The sequence below is a fragment of the Nocardia sp. NPDC050175 genome, assembly GCF_044459885.1.
GTDB lineage: Bacteria > Actinomycetota > Actinomycetes > Mycobacteriales > Mycobacteriaceae > Nocardia.
This window is the reverse complement of record NZ_JBITJI010000010.1, coordinates 63,223-81,091: the sequence shown is the minus strand read 5'-3', so window position 1 is coordinate 81,091 and position 17,869 is coordinate 63,223. Positions and strand designations below refer to the sequence as shown.

Below are 17,869 nucleotides of genomic sequence, written 5' to 3'. Positions count from 1 at the left end.
CGGGCGGGTCTAGCCGGTAATGCGGGTTGCCGCCAGTTTTCCAGACAGCAGCGTGGTCGGCACCCCTACGCCCGGGGTGGTGCCGCAACCGGCGATAACTACATTGTCGCTGGTGCGCGGAAAATTGCGCGAACGAAATGGTCCGGTTTGCCGGAAGAAGTGGGCCGCGGAGAACGGTGTGCCGGCCAGCAGGCCTTGATCGCGCCAGGTTTGTGGGGTGTCGAGATGGTCGACAGCGAAATGCGCGGCAATGCCCGCGTAACCGCGTTCTTCCAGCACTTGGAGCAGTTCGCGCAGGTAGGCAGGGCCGATTCGGGGCCAGTCCAGGGGAGCGGCGTCCAGATTCGGACAGGGGGCCAGTAAAGAGAATGGTTCGTGCTGTCCGTCCGGACGGGTGATGTAGAGGCCGGGGTCGGTGAGGGCGGGTCGGGTGAGCAATAGCGACGGGTCGCTCATCAACCGGCCACGTCGGCCCGCGATCTCCGCGAACGTCTTGTCCCACGCCGCCCCGAAGTCGATGGTGTGGTGTGCCTGGATGGGCCAGGTGCGGGCCACCTCGGCGGGCACCGTGCCGTGCGCGACGACCGCGGAGGGCGCGGCCCGCAACCCGCGCCGACGCCGCACGCCGAAGCGGTCGATGGAGCCGAGATCGGTGGTCAGCACCAGGGCATCGCAGTCGAACGTGCGACCGTCGGCGGTGCGCACGCGCTCGGCTCGTCGCCTCGCGTAATCCACTCCGGTCACCTCGGTGCCCAGTTCGAGCGTCCCGCCCGCCGCCGTGAACGCCTCGGCCATGGCCGTCGCGATGGCCCGCATGCCGCCTTCGGGGAAGTAGACGCCGAGCGAGGTGTCCATGTGCGGGATCGCGCCGTACACCGCCAGTGCCTCGGCGGGCGGCAGGCCCGCGTACAGCGCCTGGAAGGTGAACAACCGGGCCAGTCGCGGATCCCGCAGGATCCGGTCGACCCGGGGACCGAGCCTGCCGAACCCGCCCAGGCGCACCAAAGCCGCTAGCGCACGGCGCTTTTCGGGTATCCGGACCATGTCCAGCGGCGAATCGAAGTTGGTGTCCATGAACTCGGAGAACTCGGCCGCGTAGATCCGCGCCAGCCAATCCCGCAGCCGCCGATAGCGCCGCGCCTCCGCCGGGCCGCAGACCCGCGCGACCTCCTCGGCCATGGCGTCGGGGTCGGCGAACACCCGCAGCGTCGCGCCGTCGGCGAACTTGGCGTGATAACTGGGTGTCAGCTGCTGGATGCGCAGCGCGGGCTTGCAGGTCTCTGGTGTCCGGCCGACTGCGGCCAGCGCGTCGGTGATCAGCTCGGGCAGCGTCAACACGGTTGCGCCGGAATCGATCTCGTAATCAGGACCCTGATAGCGCCCGACCCGTCCGCCCGGATGATCGGCCCGCTCGATCAGGGTGACGTTGCGTCCGGCACCGGTGAGGTACAGCGCGGCGGACAACCCGGCCAGCCCGGCACCGACCACGACCACGCGATCCGTCGGTCCGGCAACGGTTTTCATCGGACGGGTAGTGACCTGATCGGAGGTGACGTTCGGCACTCCCTGATCGATCGGCAGCCGATCGGTCGATGCGGCAACGTCTTTCATGAGATTCCCCTCTTCGCGGCACGCGCCGGCTCGGCGTCGATCGGTGTGACCCGATCCGCCACAACCACTTTCACGCAGCGCGCTTGGTCGCCGCCAACGCCATGGCCCGCAACCGCTCTTTCGCGGCCGGTGTCGCCGTGCTGGTTTCGATGGCGGCCAGCCCGGCGTCGGTGAGCTCGCTGATCCGGCGTTCCACCTCGTCGACCGCGCCGAGTTCGGTGATGACGTCGCGCAGCTTCGCGACTTCTGCCGCGCCCAGATCGGTGCCGATGCTGGTGCGCAGCAGTTTCGCCGCGGCCGGATCAGCCTTGTCGGCCCTGGCCAGCGCTTCGGCGAGCAGCACGGTGCGCTTGCCCTCGCGCAGGTCGTCGCCGGACGGTTTACCGGTGACGGCGGGATCGCCGAACACGCCGAGTAGGTCGTCGCGCAACTGGAAGGCGATGCCGATGTCGGTGCCGAACAAACGGTAGGCGTCGACCAGGCCCTGGTCGGCGTCGGCGATGGCCGCGCCCAGGTGCAGCGGGCGTTCGACGGTATAGGCGGCGGTCTTGTACCGGTTGATTCGCAGCGCGGCCTCGACCGACTCGTCGGCACCCGCCTCGCCGTGGATGTCGAGGAGCTGGCCGCCGAGCACCTCGGTGCGCATGCTCGCCCACACCGGCGCGAACCGGGCGATCGCCGCCGGGTCGAGTCCGGAGGCGTGCACCATGTCATCGGCCCAGGCCAGCGCCAGATCGCCGACCAGGATCGCGACGCTCGCGCCGAAGTGCGCGGAGTCGCCCGCCCAGCCGCGGTCGCGGTGGCGCTGCTCGAAGTCGACGTGCACCGTCGGGAAGCGGCGGCGGGTGCGCGAGGAGTCGATGATGTCGTCGTGGATCAGCGCGCAGGCCTGCACGAGTTCCAACGCCGCGCACGCGGTCAGCACCGCATCGGCCGCCGGGCCGTCGGCGTCGCCGCCCGCGCCGAGCCAGCCGGTCCAGGCGAACGCGGGCCTGGTGCGCTTGCCGCCGCGCAGCACGAACAGTTCCAGCGCGTCCGCGGCCTCGATGAAGACCGGGCCGAGCTCCTCGACCATGCCGCGCCGGGTGGCGAAGAACCTGGTCAGCGCGTCTTCCACGGCGGTGACGAAGGCAGGCGTCCCTGGCTGCGCTGCGATGAGGTCGGCCGCCGAGGTGCGGTGAGGCGTCTGGATACCAGGTCCGGCGGACAGGGGAGCCTCCAAAGTAATGCGGTGGGTAGGCGCGAAGCGCTACTGGTTCGGTCCGAAGAATACGCGTACTCGTCGGTACGACCAGTGAGGCCTGCCGCCGGTCACCACTACACTGAACCGGTGACTTTCGACAATGCGCGGGGACGCTCGACCCCAGGCCGTCCGCCCCGGACGCACCCGGACGTCTCTGCCACACCTTCGGTTGTCCAGAGTCTGCGGGCCCATTCCAGCGCCTCGGTGCCGTTCTCCGTCGAGTTCAATCCGCCGCGCGACGCAGCCAACGAGGCCAGGCTGTGGCGGGCCGTGCGCCAGTTCGAGCGGATGCATCCCGCGTTCGTCTCGATGACCTACGGCGCGGGCGGGTCCACCCGTGACCGCACCGTGCGGGTCACCGGTGAGCTCGCGCAACAGACCACCCTGCTGCCGGTGGCGCACCTGACCGCCGTGGAGCACAGCCTGTCCGAATTGCGTTCGCTGGTCGGCTCTTACGCCGATTCGGGCATCCGCAACATCCTGGTGCTGCGCGGCGACCCGCCCGGCGATCCGCTCGGCGAATGGCAGCAGCATCCCGAAGGTGTCGCCTTCGCCGAGGAGCTGGTGCGCATCGTGCGCGACCTGGGCGACTTCCATGTCGGCGTCGCGTCGTTCCCGCAGGGCCACCACCGGTCGCCGGATCTGGACTCCGACACCGCGTACCTGGCCGCGAAACTGCGTGCGGGCGCGGAGTATTCGATCACCCAGATGTTCTTCGATGTCGACCACTACCTGCGGTTGCGTGACCGGATCGTGAAGTTCGATCCGATCGAGGGCGCCAAGCCGATCATTCCCGAGCTGATGCCGATCACCTCGTTGCGCACGGTGGCCAGGGCCGAGGAACTGTGCGGCCGCGCGCTGCCGTCGTCGGTGCTCGAGCGACTGAACAAGGCTGCGGGCGATGCACCCGACGGGAATCAGGCTGCGGTGCGCGAGGTGGGCATCGAGATCGCCACCGAGATGGCGCAGCGGCTCATCGATGAGGGTGCGCCCTGCCTGCACTTCATCACGCTGAACTTCGCCAAGGCGACCACCGAGGTGCTCACCAATCTCGGTTATGGCGTCACCGCGGCGCCGATCAGCGCCTGACAGTCACCGCCGCCCGATCAGCGCTGAACACACACCGCCGCACGCCTCCTGATTTCCCGCACCGGAAATCGCATGCGATTCCAGGTGCGGGAAGCCGAAGGGCGTGCGGCGGTGGGGATTACCAGCCGGGGGTTCCGGCGAGCGGGACGTTGACGTAGCTGGGTGCTGCCGGATCCAGTTGCAGGTGTTGGGGTTTGAGCTCGGTCGCGTCCAGCATTGGTCGGATGGGCAGGCCCTTCGGGTAGTTGCCCGCGAAGATATCCACCCGAAGCCGGTGTCCAGGTTGCAGTATCGCGTCGGTCGGGGCGAGGCCGAGGTCGAGCTGGGTGGGCCGGCCGGGGACCATGGGCTGCCGGGCGGCGAGGGACATCAGCGGGAACGGATCGGTGTAGGCGCCGTCGGGTGAGCGGCGGCTCTTGTCGTCGTCGACGGCGCGCATCGAGGACATCAGCTGACCGGTGGTCAACGTCACCGAACGGCCATCGGGGGCAACATCATTCAGCGTCGCGGTCCAGTAGCCGTCGGTGGCGTCGTGCACGGTGTTCAGGTGCACCGCGATCGGTCCGGAGATGGTCGTCGGCTCGGCCACCGGCGGGCTGGTGAAGGTCAGCCCGCTGAGCTCCTGCACCCTGGCGTCTTTGCCGCAGCCGGTGAAGACGAGGATGCCCGCGGTGCCCTGAACCGAATCGGACGAGCAGAGGCTGGCCAGACCTGGTGCGACGGTGAGCCGGGACGTCTCCGAAGTCGGTTCGGCCGTGAGACTTCCGTCATGCACGCTGGTGTTCGTAGTACCGCTCGGTGCCGCCGACAGATACAGTCGCCGATGGCTCGCCTCGGCCCGCGGGAACTGCTCGTTGCTGGTCCAGCCCGCCCCCTGCTGCCACATCGTCACCGGGCCGTAGCCATCGATGCCGTTGTCGATGCCCTTGAGCCACTTGTCGAACCAGGCACGTGTGAGCACATCGATGCGCGGCGGCTCGCCGGACCTGCCGCGCATGTCGAAGCCCGCGTTCACGTGGTAGCTGTTGCCCATGATCAGCTGCTTCTGGCCGGGCGGCAGCGGAATGTCTTGGTAGATACGGGGTTCGCCGTTGGCGAAGTTGTCGTGCCAGCCGCCGATCACCAGGGTGGGCACGGTGATGCGTTCGGGATGCCCGAGCCAGGCCTGGCGGAGCGGACTGTCCGGGTCGAGGACGCTGTGCAGCTGTGGCTGAATCGCGTCGAACGAATCGGTGCCAACGGTCTGAATACCCACGTCCATGAACGACATCGGGCTGGCCAGCCGGTCGGCCAGCCACTGCATATCGAACTTGCCCTGCACCAGCGACACGAGATCCGGCATGAGCTTGAGCGCGTTCACCGCGAGCAGGTAGGGGAGCAAGATCCCGATGGCCGCGCCGCCCGGCGCGATCATGTCGCGCACCAGATCGTTGCCCGGCACCACCGGAACGATGGCTTTCAGTGCTGGCGGCTGCTTTTCGGCCGCCTGCACCTGATTGATCCCGGAGTAGGAGGCGCCGGTCATCCCGACCTTGCCGTCCGACCACGGTTGCGCCGCCGCCCAGGCGATGACCTCGGGGGTGTCCTGCTGATCCTTCGGACCCCACGGCTCCCAGATCCCTTGGGAGAACCCGGTTCCACGCACATCGACCACCACCTGGGTGTACCCACTGCGAATCAGGTTGGGGTCCACCGCGAAAGCACGCCCGAACCCGCCGCCCGCCACCCGGGTCGCGTCGGTGAGCGCTTCCAAAGGCGTACCCGGCAACTGGAAGTCACGCAGGAACCCGACCACCGCGTCGGACAGCACCGGCACCGATAGCGCCGTCTGCGCGACCATCGACAACAGCTTGGTGTAGGGCGTCAGATTCACGATCGTCGGCAGCGGCGTGCTGACCGGTCCGTTCGCATCCGCCGGGCGATACACATTCGCCTTGAGTACGGTGCCGTCGCTCATGGTGATCGGCACGTCCCAGTCGATATGCATCGCCGGATATTGCTGCGGACCATCATGTAGCGCCGTCCACGCGACCGCCCCCTCAGGTGCGGCCGGCACCCCAGGTGCCACCAGCACCTGCGAAACCGTAAGCAGCGCAAGCACTCCGACAAAACCCCTGATCCACCGGCGGCCTGGAGCAATCCTCATCGATATCCTCCCTCTCCTGATCGGCCAGAAATATACATGCACGCTTGTATGTTTCCGGCCGATTGGCAGAAGTATGTCGATATGCCCAAGCCCACCCCCACAACCTGTGCGCCCTGCCGACTACACCAACCAACGCCCCCCGACTGAGCCCAACACCAGCCGCACTCTCTCTCGGGATCGGCACTCGAAATAGGGCCCTATTCCGAGTGCAGATCCCAAGAGAAAGTGCAGATTTCGCCGACAGCGGGCCGGGGGTGCGGGGTCAGGCGGCGCGGGCGGCGCGTAGGCCCCAGGCGTCGGCGAGGAGGCGGTGGGACTCCAGGCGGTCGGCGTGGTGGTGGGTGATGCTGGTGATGAGGAGTTCGTCGGCGCCGGTGACTCGTTGGAGTGCCTCGAGTCGTTCCACGACGGTGCTTGGTGCGCCGACGAATTGGGAGGCCAGGCGGTCGGCTACCAGGCGGTGCTGCTCCGGGGTGAGTGGGGCGGCGGTGGTGGGGTCGAGGTAGTCGGCTGCGCCTGCGCCGCTGCGGATGCTGTGTACCCAGTGGCCGTAGGTGGACGCGTGGTGCTGGGCGGTGGCGTCGTCGCCGGCGACGACCACGTCGGCCGAGATCACCACGTACGGTTCGGCCAGCTGTGCGGAGGGGCGGAAGGCGGCGCGGTAGGACTCGACGGCGTCCAGGGCGGTGCCGGGCGACACGTGGTAGGCCGCCGCGAACGGCAGTCCGAGTTGCCCGGCCAGCACGGCGCTTTCCCCGCCCGAGCTGCCGAACAGCCACAGCTCGACCTGTGCGCCCTCACCCGGAACGGCATGCAGCGCAACGCCGTCCTTGCTCACGAAGTGGCCGCCGAGCAGTGCGCGCACCTCGTCGACCTGTTCGGCGAAGTCCAGCGGTTGCGCGCCCTCCTGCTGGAGCGCGGCGGCCGAGGCGAGGAACTTCGACCGGTCCGCGATCCGGCCGGGATCGAACGGCGGCGGAACCACCACACCGTCCCTGACCTCGGTCCGTCCGGTGGCCGTGTCCACCTTGGGGTGACTGCCCTTGGAGTGCGACGGCTCCGAGCCGTACTGGCTGCGCCGGTGACCGGACCGCCCCAGACCGAGGTCGAGCCGGCCGGGATACAGCGCGTCGATGGTGCCGAACGCCTCCACGATCGACGCCGAGGTGTGGTGGCCGACCTGAACGGCCGCCGACCCCACCCGAATTCGCGAGGTGGCCGCCGCGACCAGGCCGATCAGGGTGATCGACGAGGAACTGGCCACCGAGACGAAGTGGTGCTCGGCCAGCCAATAGCGGTGGTAGCCCCACTGTTCCGCGTGCTGCGCCAGATCGATGGTGTTGCGCAGCGCCTGCTGCGCGGTCGACCCGGCGCTGACCGGAGACAGGTCGAGGATCGAGAGTGGCACGGTCATGAATTCCTCCCTAGCCGTGGATGCTGCTCGCCCGCCTCGATCGCCACGCGCAGCCGGTTCTCGGCGGGCGCGAGCGGGCAGGTCGCGAAATCGGTGAAGGCGCAAGGCAAGTTGGCCGCGCGGTTGAAGTCGAGGCGCACCGTGCCATCCGCGTCCGGTGCGCCGACCGCGAGCGCGCGTGCCGTCGGGTAGGTGGTGATGCCGCTGGTCGCATCGGTGAACAGCAGGCGAAGGTCGCTCGGATCGCCGAACGCGATGACCCGCTCGGTGGCCTCGCCGATGGTGAATTCGATGGTGCCGGAAGCAGTGTGGTGGTGTTCGAGCCCGTCGACCACGGCACCGGTGGTCACCGTGGTCTGCTCGTCGAACGGCGTGAACCGGCCCTGCACCACCCAGCGCGGATCCGGAGCGTAAGTAGGGATGCCGTCGAAACTCGACAGCGTCGGCGCGGCCGGATCGTGCACGCGCACCGCGTACAGCCCGGTGCGCCGGATCACCTCGAGCACCCGATGTTCGTGCAGCACACTGAGTCCCGGCGCCCCCTCGGCGGGCGTGATGATCTGCACACCCGCGATGCCGACGCCGTCGAACTCCAGCCGGTCGGCCGGCTGCGCGGTGATGAACACCTTGTCGTCGGTGACCCACCAGGTGCCCGGCACGTCCGGCAGCCGCTCGGGTTGGTCGGTGAGCCAATGCAATCCGGTCAGGCTGAGGAAGCCGAGCGGGTCACGCAACTGGTCCTCCCTGGCGTGATGCCAATGCGCCCACTCGGTTTCGAAAACGGTGCTGATGCTTGTCGTCATGACGCTCGTGCTCCTTCGTGGGCGGTGGTGTGCTGGTGCGGATGGCGCAGCCCGAGATGTTCGCGCAGGGTTGTGCCGGTGTATTCGGTGCGGAAACTGCCGCGCTCCTGCAGTTCCGGGACGACCCGGTCGACGAATTCGTCCAGCCCGGCCGGGGTGAGATGCGGGACCAGGATGAAACCGTCACTGGCGTCGGACTGGACGTAGGTGTCGATCTGCTCGGCGACGGCGGCGGGCGTGCCGACGAACTGCTGGCGCGCGGTGACCTCGATGATCAGCTCACGGATGCTGAGGTTTTCGGCCTCGGCCTTGGCCCGCCACGCGTCGGCGACCTCGCGCGGGTCCTTGGCGTGGCGCACCCGGCCGCGGGTGATGGTGACATTGTCGGTCGGTTCGACGTCGGGCAGCGGACCGTCCGGGTCATAGCCGGAAAGGTCACGGCCCCAGACCTGTTCGAGGAACGCGATGGCGGTCTGCGGGCCGACCTGCTGGCGCCGGATGTGGCGGGCACGATCCTCGGCGTCCTGTGCGCTGTCGCCGAGCACGAAGGTGGCGGCGGGAAGGATCTTCAGCTCGTCCGGTGTCCGGCCGTATTTCGCCAACCGGCCCTTGACGTCCGCGTAGAAGCGCTGTCCCGCTTCGAGCGTGCCGTGCCCGGTGAAGATCGCGTCGGCGGCGGCCGCGCCGAACTCGCGGCCGTCGCCGGAATCGCCCGCCTGCAACAACACCGGATGCCCCTGCGGGCTCGGCGGCAGCACGAAGCGGCCGGCGATATCGAATTGCCCACCGCGATGGCAGGTTTCGGGGATCTCGCGGGCGAACACCCCCGCGGCCCGATCGACCACCAGGGTGTCGGCGGCCCAGCTGTCCCACAGCTTGCGGGTCACCTCGACCACCTCGGCGGCGCGCTGGTAGCGCTGAGCATGCTCGAGATAGCCACCGCGGCGGAAGTTTGCGCCGGTGAACGCGTCGGAGGAGGTGACGACGTTCCAGGCGGCGCGGCCGCCGGACAGGTGGTCCAGCGAGGCGAACTGCTTGGCCAGCTCGAACGGCTCGTTGTAGGTGCTGTTGATGGTGCCCGCGAGGCCGAGCTTCTCGGTCACCCCGGCCAGCGCGTTGAGTACCGTGAAGGTGTCCGGCCTGCCGACCACGTCGAGATCGTGGATGCGCCCGAGGTGTTCGCGCAGCCGCAGCCCCTCGGCGAGGAAGAAGAAGTCGAACAGGCCGCGCTCGGCGGTCTTCGCCAGGTGCACGAACGATTCGAAATCGACCTGGCTCTTGGACGCCGGGTCGGCCCACACGGTGGTGTTGTTGACGCCGGGGAAGTGGGCGGCGAGATGGATCTGCTTGCGTGGTTTGCCGGTCACGACGGCGTACCTTCCTGGATCGTGGTGGTGTCGGCGTAGCGGCTGCGTGGCCGCGGCAAGCCGAGCCGGTCGCGCAACGTGCTGGCGGACAGCGGCTTACGTGCCAACGCGGCAAGGTGGCCAACGGTCGCCGATACCGCGAGCGGGCGGAGCACGACACCGTCGGCCGCGCCGGAAGCGCCGATGGCACCCAGCAATTCGCGCAGCGCTGCCGGAGTTCCGATGTGGCGCAGGCCGGTCGGGGCAGCGTCGGACCATTGATCCAACTGGGCCACCTCAGCCTGCGCGGCGTCCGGTGCCTCGGCGAGATGGACGTCGACATCCAGCAGAATTCGCACGGCGTCGGGATCGCGGTCCGCGGCTCGGATGGCCGTCCGCAGCGCCGTGCGCAAGACCCGCGCCGCGTCGAGATTGCCTGCGGTGATCCGAATCAGGTCGCCACGACGCACCGCGACACCCGTGCTCGCGTCAGCATCGGCCCGCACCGCGACGATCGACTGCCCCTGCGGCGAGCGCGGTGTGATCGATGGCCCCCTCACCGAGAAGTTGTCCCCGGCAAAGTCGATGTAATGCAGCTTGTCTCGATCGATGAAGCGCCCGGTGGGCACATCGCGGATCTCCGCGCCGTCCTCCCAGCTGTCCCACAGCCGGGCGACCACCTCGATCGCCTCGTCCGCCTCATGCCACAGCGCCACCGCGTCCTGTTCGCCCTTGCGCCCGAATGCCCGTGCCTGCTCCACCCCTTCGGATACGGTGACCTCCCAACCGGCGCGCCCGAACGAGGCGAAATCGAGACTCTGGATGGCCTTGGCCAGATGGAACGGCTCGGTATGCGTCACCGCGCCCTGCGGCAGCAGACCGATGTGCCGAGTGGCCGCCGCGACCCTGGCGGCGATCGCCACTGCGTCGAGCCTGCCGCGCGCGACACCGGGCCCGCCGGGCTGCAGCCCGAACGAGTCCGGCACGAATACCGCATCGACACCGGACTTTTCGGCCGCGGTGACCGCGTCCACCCAGTACTCGCCGGTGAACAGATCCTCGGCCCGCGAGTCGTCGCGCCGCCAGGACGCCGGGTGGATCCCGGTCCCGGCGAGTTCCAGGCCGAGGAAGAACTCGGATTCGGCCATCAGTAGGTTTCCTTCCAGTCGAGGCACTGTCGCGCCGCCGGGTGCACACCGGCGGCGTCGGGCGCGAAGAAGAACGCGTGCTGCCACAGGTCGGTGGCCGCGGTGTGTTCCGGCACGTGCAGATGCGTGCGCCACCAACGCTTCGCCCGAGTGGGCAGCGAACCCCGCTCCGGCCTGCTCCGGCAGTGCGCGGGCCGGTCGGTGCGGACGAGTATCCGGCTGTGCCGATAGGTCGATTCCGACATCAGGATGGTCCTTTCGCGACGGCGGGGGAGGGGATGGCCGACAGCAGCTCGCGGGTGTACTCGTGCTGCGGGTTGTCGAAAATCGCGGCGGTCGGCCCGGATTCGACGATGCGGCCGTGCCGCATGACGGCGACGTGATCGCTGATCCGGCGGACCACCGCGAGGTCGTGCGAGATGAACAGGTAGCTCAGCGACAATTCGGCCTGCAAGCGGTCGAGCAGCTCCAGGATCTGCGCCTGCACCGAGGCGTCGAGGGCGGAGACCGGCTCGTCCAGCACCAGTAGGTCCGGATGCAGGGCGAGCGCGCGGGCGATGGCGATGCGTTGCCGCTGTCCGCCGGACAATTCGGCGGGGCGGCGCTGCGCGAAGTGCGCGGGCAGCGCCACTTGGTCGAGCAGTTCGGCGACGCGGGCCTGCCTGGCCGCGCGGTCGCCGACCCCGTACGCGCGCAACGGTTCCTCGATGATCGTGCCGACCCGCCACCGGGGATCCAGTGAGGAGTACGGGTTCTGGTACACCACCTGGAACCGTTTGCGCAGTGCCCGCAGCCGAGTGCCGCGCACCCGGGTCAGCTCGTGCCCGTCGAAGGTGACTCCGCCGCTGTCGGGTTCGGTGAGCCGCAACGCGATTCGCGCCGTGGTCGACTTACCCGAGCCGGATTCGCCGACCAGCGACAGGGTTTCGCCGCGGCCGAGTTCGAACCCGACCCCGGCGACCGCCGTCACCGACCCACCGGCCTGCGCGCGGAACCGCTTGTGCACCTCGCGCAGCGCCAGCAGCGGCGCGCCCTCGCGCGGCTTGGGCGTCCGATAGGCGCCCGCGGGCGCGAGACTCGGCGACGCGGCCAGCAGCCGTTTGGTGTACGGATGCCGTGGTTCGGCAAGCACTGTCGCCGTCGGTCCGCTCTCCACGATCTCGCCGCCGTTCAGCACGACGATCCGATCGGCGCGCTCGGCGGCCACCGCGAGATCATGGGTGATCAACAGCACCGCGGTGCCCTTGGCCGCGATCTGGGCCGCCAGCTGATCGAGCACCCGCCGCGCCACCGTGGCATCCAGCGCACTGGTCGGCTCGTCCGCGATCACCAGCTCCGGCCGGCAGGCCAGCGCGGACGCGATGAGCACCCGCTGCCGTTGCCCGCCCGAAAGTTCGTGGGGGTACTGCACTTCCCGCAGTTCCGGTCGATCGATACCGGCCTCGGCCAGCAGCTCGATCGCGCGCTCGCGCGCCGACCGCTTGTCGGCCAGCCGGTGGACCAGCAGCGACTCGGCTACCTGATCGCCGACGCGCCGCACGGGATTGAGCGACAATCCGGGATCTTGCGGCACGAAACCGATCCGCGCACCACGCAGCCGCTGCAACGCCCGGTCGGACCGGGTGTCGATGACGTGCCCGTCGAACGCGATGGTTCCGCCGGTGATGTCGGCGTTCGCCCCGAGCAGGCCGATCACCGCCTGCGCGAGAGTGGACTTGCCGGAACCGGATTCACCGACCAGGGCCACCACCTCACCGCGGGCCACACTCAGCGAGACGCCGGCCAATGCGTTGACGTCGCCGGAATCGGACCGGTAGCGCACGCGCAGGTTGTCGATCCGCAGCAGCGGACCTGATTCCGGCCCTGCGGTTTCGGCCCGCGAGAGCGCGTCGGACCGTTCGTCGGTGGGTGCCGCGCGCGGCGAAGAAGCGGTGGTGGTCATCAGCTATTCGTTCCTTCCTACGGCGCGCCCGAGGCGCTGGGCGGCCACGACAACCGCGACGATGACCAGTCCGGGGAGGGTGGTCATCCACCAGGCGGTGGCGAGATAGTTGCGGCCCTCGGAGATGAGCGAACCCCACTCGGGGGTGGGCGGTTTCGCGCCATAACCGAGGAAGCTGAGGGCCGAGATGGAGAGCACGGCCATGCCGAATTCGACGGCGGCCAGCGCGAGCACCGGCTGGTAGGAGTTGGGCAGCACGTGCCGCAGCAGCACCGTGTACCAGCGGACTCCCGAAGCCTGCGCCGCTTCGACGAATACCGCGTGCCGTACCCGCAAGACCTCCGATCGCATCACGCGCGCGAAGTTGGCGACGAGTGAAACACCCACCGCGATCGCCACATTCCGGGTGCCGAAGCCGAGCGCGGTCACCAGGGCCAGCGACAGCAGCAGCGCCGGAATCGAAAGCAGCACATCGACGACGCGCATGACGGCGGCGTCGACGATGCCACCGGCCGCGCCCGACAGCAGGCCGAGCACCGACCCGGTGATCAGCGCGATGCCTACTGCGGCGAGCGTGGCGGTCAGCGAGAGCCCGGCACCGTGCACCATGCGCGTGTACAGGTCGCGGCCGAGATTGTCGGTGCCGAACCAGTGCTGCGCACTGGGACTTTGGAACTTCTGCGCGGGCACCCCGACCAACGGATCGCCGCCGGCGAACACCGAAGGGAACAACGCCCATCCGACTGCGAGCAGCACAACCACACCGGACAGGACCAGTACCGCGTTGTCGCGCAACCACTTCCACCGAGGCACCGGTGTGCGCAGGCGCGGCACCGTGCCGCGCCGCTCATCGATGACGTCAACCATGAATTGCCACCCCTTCGGCAGTGCCGCCGATCCGATCCTCGGTCTCCTCGTCCGCGGCCGCCCGGCGCGATCGGGTGACGATGCGCGGGTCGAGCAGCGGATACAGCAGGTCCACCGCGAGATTCACGGTGACGAAGACGACCGAGGTGAGCAGGACGATGCCCTGCACCACCGGAATGTCCTGGGCCAGTACGGCGGTCTGGGTGAGACGACCGACACCCTGCCGGGCGAAGACCGTCTCCACCACCACCGATCCGGCGAGCATGTTGCCGACCAGCACCCCCGCGATCGTGAAGGTGGGCACGCTGGCCGGGCGCAGCACGTGCTTACGCTGCACCCACCAGCGCGAACCACCCTTCGACAGCGCCACATCGACGTACGGCTGCCGCCAGGTCGACGCCAGCCCGGCGGTCAGCACCTGCGCGATCACTGCGCCGATGGGCAGCGCGAGGGTCAGTGCGGGCAGCACCGTGCCGGAGAAGCCATGACCGCCGAAGGCCGGGGCCAGCCGCAATCGGAACGAGAACAGTTGCAGCAGTAGCAATCCGGTCCAGAACGTCGGCACCGACACCGCGAGCGAGGGCAGCGTGGTGAGTGCGGTGCGCAGCCACGGCCGCCTCGTATACGTCGAGGCGAAGGCCAGTGCCACACCGCCGACGGTCGCGAAAAGCAGGGCGAGCCCAGCCAATCCGAGCGTCCCGGGCAGCGCGTCACCGATGGCACCGGTCACCGGCTGCCCGGTGGAGATCGAGTGACCGAGATCGCCACGCACCGCATGGCCGAGTGCGGTCCAATATTGTTCCCACAGCGGACGATCCAGCCCGTAGCGGGCCTGCAGCTCGGCAATGGCAGCTTTGTCCACCGGTGTGCCGATACCGCCGCCGTCGGCCGCGATGGAGATCGGGTCGGCGGGCAGCAGGTACAGCACCACGAAGGAGATGGTGAACGCCGCCCACAGCACCCAGATCGCCTGCAGGACCCGCAGAGCCAGATAGCGCGCCATCGTTACCGCCCGCTCAGCCAGGTATCGAAGAACTGTAGTCGCGCCGAGGCCTCGAACTTCAGATCCTGGGTGGTGCTGCCCGCGCCGATGGCCTGGGACAGCTCCACCGTCGGAATCAGCAGTCCGGCGTCGAGCACCTGCTGCTGTGCGGTATGGATGAGGCCGGTGCGGATGCCGGCGTCGGTCGTGCTCAGCTGTCCGTTCAGCGCGTCGTCGAGCGCGGGGATGCCCTCCCGCGCATTGAGGTTGCGGCCATCCAGGCCGAACGAGGTGCGCAGGATGTCCCCGTCGGCGCGGGTGGTGTTGCCGTAGGTGGTGTCGAAGTCCTTCGTGCCCTGCCGTGCCGTCTGCTCGGCGGTCGACACCAGATTCAGCTTCAGCTCGACCCCGACCTGTCGCAGCTGTTGCTGCACCAGCTCGATGATCGCCTGATTGCCGCCGAATACCTGACTGAACACCACCGAGAAGGACAGCCGCTCACCGCTCTTCGCCCGGATGCCGTCACCGCCGGGCGTCCAGCCCGCCTGGTCGAGAATGCCCTTGGCCTTCGCCGGGTCGTAGCCAAGTCGCGCGGAAAGATCCTGGTAGCCGGGCGTGCTGCTGGCCAGCGGGCTGGTCGCGGGCTTGAACTGCGGCCCGAGCACGGTGTCCACCAACTGTTTACGGTCGAGTGCGGGCAGCAGCGCCTGGCGCACCGCGGGATCGCGCAGCGGTCCGCGGGTCACGTTGGTCTGGAAGCCGAACGGCACACCGGGATTGGCGGTGCTCAGCACCCGCCCGCCCGCGGCCTCGATCTGTGGCGCGTCCTGCGGCAGCGCGTCGCTGACGGCGTCGAGCTGCCCCGAGGCGAGACTGCCGGTGCGCACACCGGATTCGGGCACCACGGTGAATTCGATCTTGTCCAGGTAGGCCTCGCCGCGATGCGCGAACACCGCCGAACCCCAGTGGTAACCGGCGCGTTTGGCCAGCGTCACCGACGCGTCCTGGCGGTAGTTCGCGTAGGTGAACGGCCCGCTGGCGATGTTGTCGCCGAGGCAGCGCTGCTCGGCGGGCTTGGCGGTGGTGACATCGGCCAGAATCCCGAGCTGGGTGGTCGAGGAGGCCTGTAGGAACTGCGCATTGGGCTTGCTGAACTCGACCCGCGCGGTCAGCTTGTCCACGGCGGTGGTGCCGACATAGTTGGTGAGGTAGCTCGAGGCCAGCGCGGCTTTGGCCGCGCCGAGCTTGATGACCGAATCGAAGGTCCTCTGCACGGAGTCCGCGGTGAGCGGCGTGCCGTCGCTGAAGGTGACGCCGTCGGTCAGGTGGAAGGTGAATACCTTCGCATCCGGCGAGACCTCCCAGCTCTGCGCCAGCCACGGCTTCAGCTCGCCGGTCTTCGGATCCTGATCGGTCAGCGAATCGACGATCTGCCTTGTCACGTACAGGGTTTGGTTGGTGCTCGACTGTGCGGGGTCCGAGCAGGTCGGCGCCTGCGACAGGCCGTAGCGCAGGGCGCCGCCCGGCTTCGGCGGTCCGGCGTCGCCGCCGGGTGCGGCCGAATCGGTGCCGCAGGCGGCCACGGTGGTGGCCGCGGCGAGCGCGCCTGCCAGCGCGACGATTCGGTGGCGGGTTCGGATCACGAGGTAACTCCAGATGTTTCGGTGCGGACGGGTTCGTCGCGCGGATCGAGCTCGGCGGTATCGGCGCCAGTTGCCAACGGACGGCTGGGAATTCGGCGGCGCAGCTCCGGCGCCACCTCGGTTTGGAACAGCGCGAGGCTGTCGAGATAGTCGATCTCGGGGCGGCCGTCGCGCTCGGCGGACAGGTGGATCACCTCGTGGCCGAACTGCTCGTGCTGCCTGCCGACCTTGTCGATCACCTGCTCAGGGCTGCCGACCAGCGCCGAACTGCGGGTGACGAAGTCGTCCAGGGTCTCGAACACCACCGGCAGGCCGAGCTTGCGCGCCAACGCGAGTCGCGCCTCGAAGATCGGCCGGTAAGTCTCCAGGGCCTGCTGGGAGCTGCGGGCGACATGGAATCCAGCGGTGCCCGCCCCGACCAGTGCGTCGGCCGGGTTGTGCCCGTAGAACTCCCAGCGCTCCCGATAGTGGCGGACCAGTTCGGCGTACGGCTCGATCGGGTTGGTGACGTTCGCCGAGAACAACGGATCACCGTGGCGCGCGGCCAGTTCCACCGAATCTCGACTCGTCGCGCTGCCGTGCCAGATCCGAATCTTCGGCTGCCACGGCCGCGGCAGTGCCTTGGCGTTCTGCAGTTCCGGCCGGAACCGGCCCGACCAGGTGACGCTGTCGCTGGCCCACAGCGCCCGAAACAGGTCGTAGCCTTCGCGATTGCGGTCCCACTGGTCGTCGGTGGTGACGTGGAACAGCTCGGCCTGCGCGGTCCCGTTGCCCTTGCCGATGATCAGCTCCAGGCGGCCGCCGGACAGATTGTCCAGCGTCGAATAGTCCTCGAAGGCGCGCACCGGGTCGAGCAGGCTCAGCGTGGTGACCGCCGTGAACAGCGCGATGCGCGAGGTGACCGCGGCAATGTGGCTGAGGATCACCGGCGGTGCGGCGGACAGAAACGGATCCTCGTGCCGCTCACCGACGGCGAACCCGTCGTAACCGAGATCCTCGGCCAGCCTTGCCTGTTCGACGACGTTCAGCAGCCGCTCCCTGGTGCCGGGCAGGCGGCCCGTCGTCGGATCCGGCACCCGGGTGACCAGGGTGAACAGTAGGAACTTCATGCGGTTGCTCCTAGTTCGTCGGTGAGCGCGGGCAGGTACTTCTCGAAGGGATGCGGACCGATCTCCTCAGCGGGCACGGCCGGGTCGTAGAGCGCGGTGTATCCGGCGGCCAGATAGAGGCCGACGGCCTCGGGTTGGCGTGGACCGGTGGTCAGGTAGATGCGCCGGTAGCCGCGTCGCGCGATCTCGGCTTCGAGCTGTTCGACAACGAACAACCCGAGCCCCTGCCTGCGATGCTCGCGGGAGGTCCAGATCCGTTTGAGCTCAGCCGTTTCCGCGTCGTAGCGCTGGAACGCGCCGCCCGCCACCGGTTCGCTGTCACGGGTGACGACCAACAGGGCGCCGTGTGGCGGCGCGAACTCCGTTGCCGGATAGTCACGGAGCGACGCGTGCATCTCACCGGGGCTGCGGCCGTAGCGGGTGCTGTATTCGACGGCGAGCTCGGCCAGTAGCGGCGCGGCCAGCGGATCGTCCTGTGCTACCTGGTGCACCCGTAGGTCGGGACGCGAAAGTTGTTGGGTCACCG

The 17,869-nt window shown here is 68.8% G+C and carries 15 protein-coding genes; 1 reads left to right on the top strand and 14 read right to left on the bottom strand.

Translation table 11 applies throughout. The annotated features are described in order from the left end of the window. Nucleotides 1-9 precede the first annotated feature (9 nt). On the bottom strand, nucleotides 10-1,524 hold the full coding sequence (crtI, locus tag ACIBK2_RS30505; protein ID WP_396972498.1) for a phytoene desaturase family protein: 1,515 nt from the start codon (nucleotides 1,522-1,524) through the stop codon (nucleotides 10-12). A gap of 157 nt (nucleotides 1,525-1,681) precedes the next feature. Further along, complete coding sequence (locus tag ACIBK2_RS30500) at nucleotides 1,682-2,833, bottom strand: polyprenyl synthetase family protein (protein WP_396972102.1); 1,152 nt, start codon at nucleotides 2,831-2,833, stop codon at nucleotides 1,682-1,684. A gap of 108 nt (nucleotides 2,834-2,941) precedes the next feature. Between ACIBK2_RS30500 and ACIBK2_RS30495 the strand changes: the two genes are divergently transcribed. Next, nucleotides 2,942-3,943 (top strand): methylenetetrahydrofolate reductase, encoded by a 1,002-nt coding sequence (locus ACIBK2_RS30495; RefSeq protein WP_396972100.1) that lies wholly within the window; start codon nucleotides 2,942-2,944, stop codon nucleotides 3,941-3,943. Between the two features lie 118 nt (nucleotides 3,944-4,061). Here the strand turns inward: ACIBK2_RS30495 and ACIBK2_RS30490 are convergent, their stop codons facing one another. The 12 genes from ACIBK2_RS30490 to ACIBK2_RS30435 all read right to left on the bottom strand — a co-directional run bounded on the left by ACIBK2_RS30490 (nucleotide 4,062) and on the right by ACIBK2_RS30435 (nucleotide 17,867). Beyond that, nucleotides 4,062-6,089, bottom strand: coding sequence for a CocE/NonD family hydrolase (locus ACIBK2_RS30490; RefSeq protein ID WP_396972098.1), 2,028 nt, complete (start codon nucleotides 6,087-6,089; stop codon nucleotides 4,062-4,064). Nucleotides 6,090-6,351: 262 nt separating this feature from the next. Continuing rightward, the gene (locus tag ACIBK2_RS30485; protein ID WP_396972096.1) at nucleotides 6,352-7,503 is read right to left on the bottom strand and encodes an LLM class flavin-dependent oxidoreductase; all 1,152 of its coding nucleotides are present in this window, start codon (nucleotides 7,501-7,503) and stop codon (nucleotides 6,352-6,354) included. After that, nucleotides 7,500-8,306 (bottom strand): DUF1684 domain-containing protein, encoded by an 807-nt coding sequence (locus ACIBK2_RS30480; RefSeq protein WP_396972094.1) that lies wholly within the window; start codon nucleotides 8,304-8,306, stop codon nucleotides 7,500-7,502. The genes ACIBK2_RS30485 and ACIBK2_RS30480 overlap by 4 nt, the downstream gene beginning before the upstream one ends. Further along, entirely contained in the window at nucleotides 8,303-9,673 is a 1,371-nt protein-coding gene (locus ACIBK2_RS30475; RefSeq protein ID WP_396972092.1) for an NtaA/DmoA family FMN-dependent monooxygenase, read from the bottom strand. The genes ACIBK2_RS30480 and ACIBK2_RS30475 overlap by 4 nt, the downstream gene beginning before the upstream one ends. Then, complete coding sequence (locus ACIBK2_RS30470) at nucleotides 9,670-10,800, bottom strand: LLM class flavin-dependent oxidoreductase (RefSeq protein WP_396972090.1); 1,131 nt, start codon at nucleotides 10,798-10,800, stop codon at nucleotides 9,670-9,672. Before ACIBK2_RS30470 ends, ACIBK2_RS30475 begins: the two co-directional genes overlap by 4 nt. Further along, on the bottom strand, nucleotides 10,800-11,045 hold the full coding sequence (locus tag ACIBK2_RS30465; protein WP_396972089.1) for a hypothetical protein: 246 nt from the start codon (nucleotides 11,043-11,045) through the stop codon (nucleotides 10,800-10,802). Before ACIBK2_RS30465 ends, ACIBK2_RS30470 begins: the two co-directional genes overlap by 1 nt. Beyond that, on the bottom strand, nucleotides 11,045-12,742 hold the full coding sequence (locus ACIBK2_RS30460; RefSeq protein WP_396972087.1) for a dipeptide ABC transporter ATP-binding protein: 1,698 nt from the start codon (nucleotides 12,740-12,742) through the stop codon (nucleotides 11,045-11,047). Before ACIBK2_RS30460 ends, ACIBK2_RS30465 begins: the two co-directional genes overlap by 1 nt. A 3-nt stretch (nucleotides 12,743-12,745) precedes the next feature. Then, entirely contained in the window at nucleotides 12,746-13,609 is an 864-nt protein-coding gene (locus ACIBK2_RS30455) for an ABC transporter permease (protein WP_396972085.1), read from the bottom strand. After that, nucleotides 13,602-14,612, bottom strand: a complete 1,011-nt coding sequence (locus ACIBK2_RS30450) for an ABC transporter permease (RefSeq protein ID WP_396972083.1) — start codon at nucleotides 14,610-14,612, stop codon at nucleotides 13,602-13,604. The genes ACIBK2_RS30455 and ACIBK2_RS30450 overlap by 8 nt, the downstream gene beginning before the upstream one ends. 2 nt (nucleotides 14,613-14,614) lie before the next feature. Beyond that, nucleotides 14,615-16,234 (bottom strand): ABC transporter substrate-binding protein, encoded by a 1,620-nt coding sequence (locus ACIBK2_RS30445; protein WP_396972081.1) that lies wholly within the window; start codon nucleotides 16,232-16,234, stop codon nucleotides 14,615-14,617. Beyond that, the gene (locus ACIBK2_RS30440) at nucleotides 16,231-17,343 is read right to left on the bottom strand and encodes an LLM class flavin-dependent oxidoreductase (RefSeq protein WP_396972079.1); all 1,113 of its coding nucleotides are present in this window, start codon (nucleotides 17,341-17,343) and stop codon (nucleotides 16,231-16,233) included. Before ACIBK2_RS30440 ends, ACIBK2_RS30445 begins: the two co-directional genes overlap by 4 nt. Continuing rightward, nucleotides 17,340-17,867: a GNAT family N-acetyltransferase gene (locus ACIBK2_RS30435; RefSeq protein WP_396972077.1), complete on the bottom strand. Its 528-nt coding sequence runs from the start codon at nucleotides 17,865-17,867 to the stop codon at nucleotides 17,340-17,342. The genes ACIBK2_RS30440 and ACIBK2_RS30435 overlap by 4 nt, the downstream gene beginning before the upstream one ends. Between the last annotated feature and the right edge of the window lie 2 nt (nucleotides 17,868-17,869).

Excerpts from the sequence above, each read along its gene's own strand:
- crtI (WP_396972498.1), bottom strand. The coding sequence starts at position 1,524 with ATGAAAACCGTTGCCGGACCGACGGATCGCGTGGTCGTGGTCGGTGCC.
- ACIBK2_RS30470 (WP_396972090.1), bottom strand. The coding sequence starts at position 10,800 with ATGGCCGAATCCGAGTTCTTCCTCGGCCTGGAACTCGCCGGGACCGGG.
- ACIBK2_RS30485 (WP_396972096.1), bottom strand. The coding sequence starts at position 7,503 with ATGACCGTGCCACTCTCGATCCTCGACCTGTCTCCGGTCAGCGCCGGG.
- ACIBK2_RS30450 (WP_396972083.1), bottom strand. The coding sequence starts at position 14,612 with ATGGCGCGCTATCTGGCTCTGCGGGTCCTGCAGGCGATCTGGGTGCTG.
- ACIBK2_RS30465 (WP_396972089.1), bottom strand. The coding sequence starts at position 11,045 with ATGTCGGAATCGACCTATCGGCACAGCCGGATACTCGTCCGCACCGAC.
- ACIBK2_RS30490 (WP_396972098.1), bottom strand. The coding sequence starts at position 6,089 with ATGAGGATTGCTCCAGGCCGCCGGTGGATCAGGGGTTTTGTCGGAGTG.
- ACIBK2_RS30460 (WP_396972087.1), bottom strand. The coding sequence starts at position 12,742 with ATGACCACCACCGCTTCTTCGCCGCGCGCGGCACCCACCGACGAACGG.
- ACIBK2_RS30455 (WP_396972085.1), bottom strand. The coding sequence starts at position 13,609 with ATGGTTGACGTCATCGATGAGCGGCGCGGCACGGTGCCGCGCCTGCGC.
- ACIBK2_RS30480 (WP_396972094.1), bottom strand. The coding sequence starts at position 8,306 with ATGACGACAAGCATCAGCACCGTTTTCGAAACCGAGTGGGCGCATTGG.
- ACIBK2_RS30440 (WP_396972079.1), bottom strand. The coding sequence starts at position 17,343 with ATGAAGTTCCTACTGTTCACCCTGGTCACCCGGGTGCCGGATCCGACG.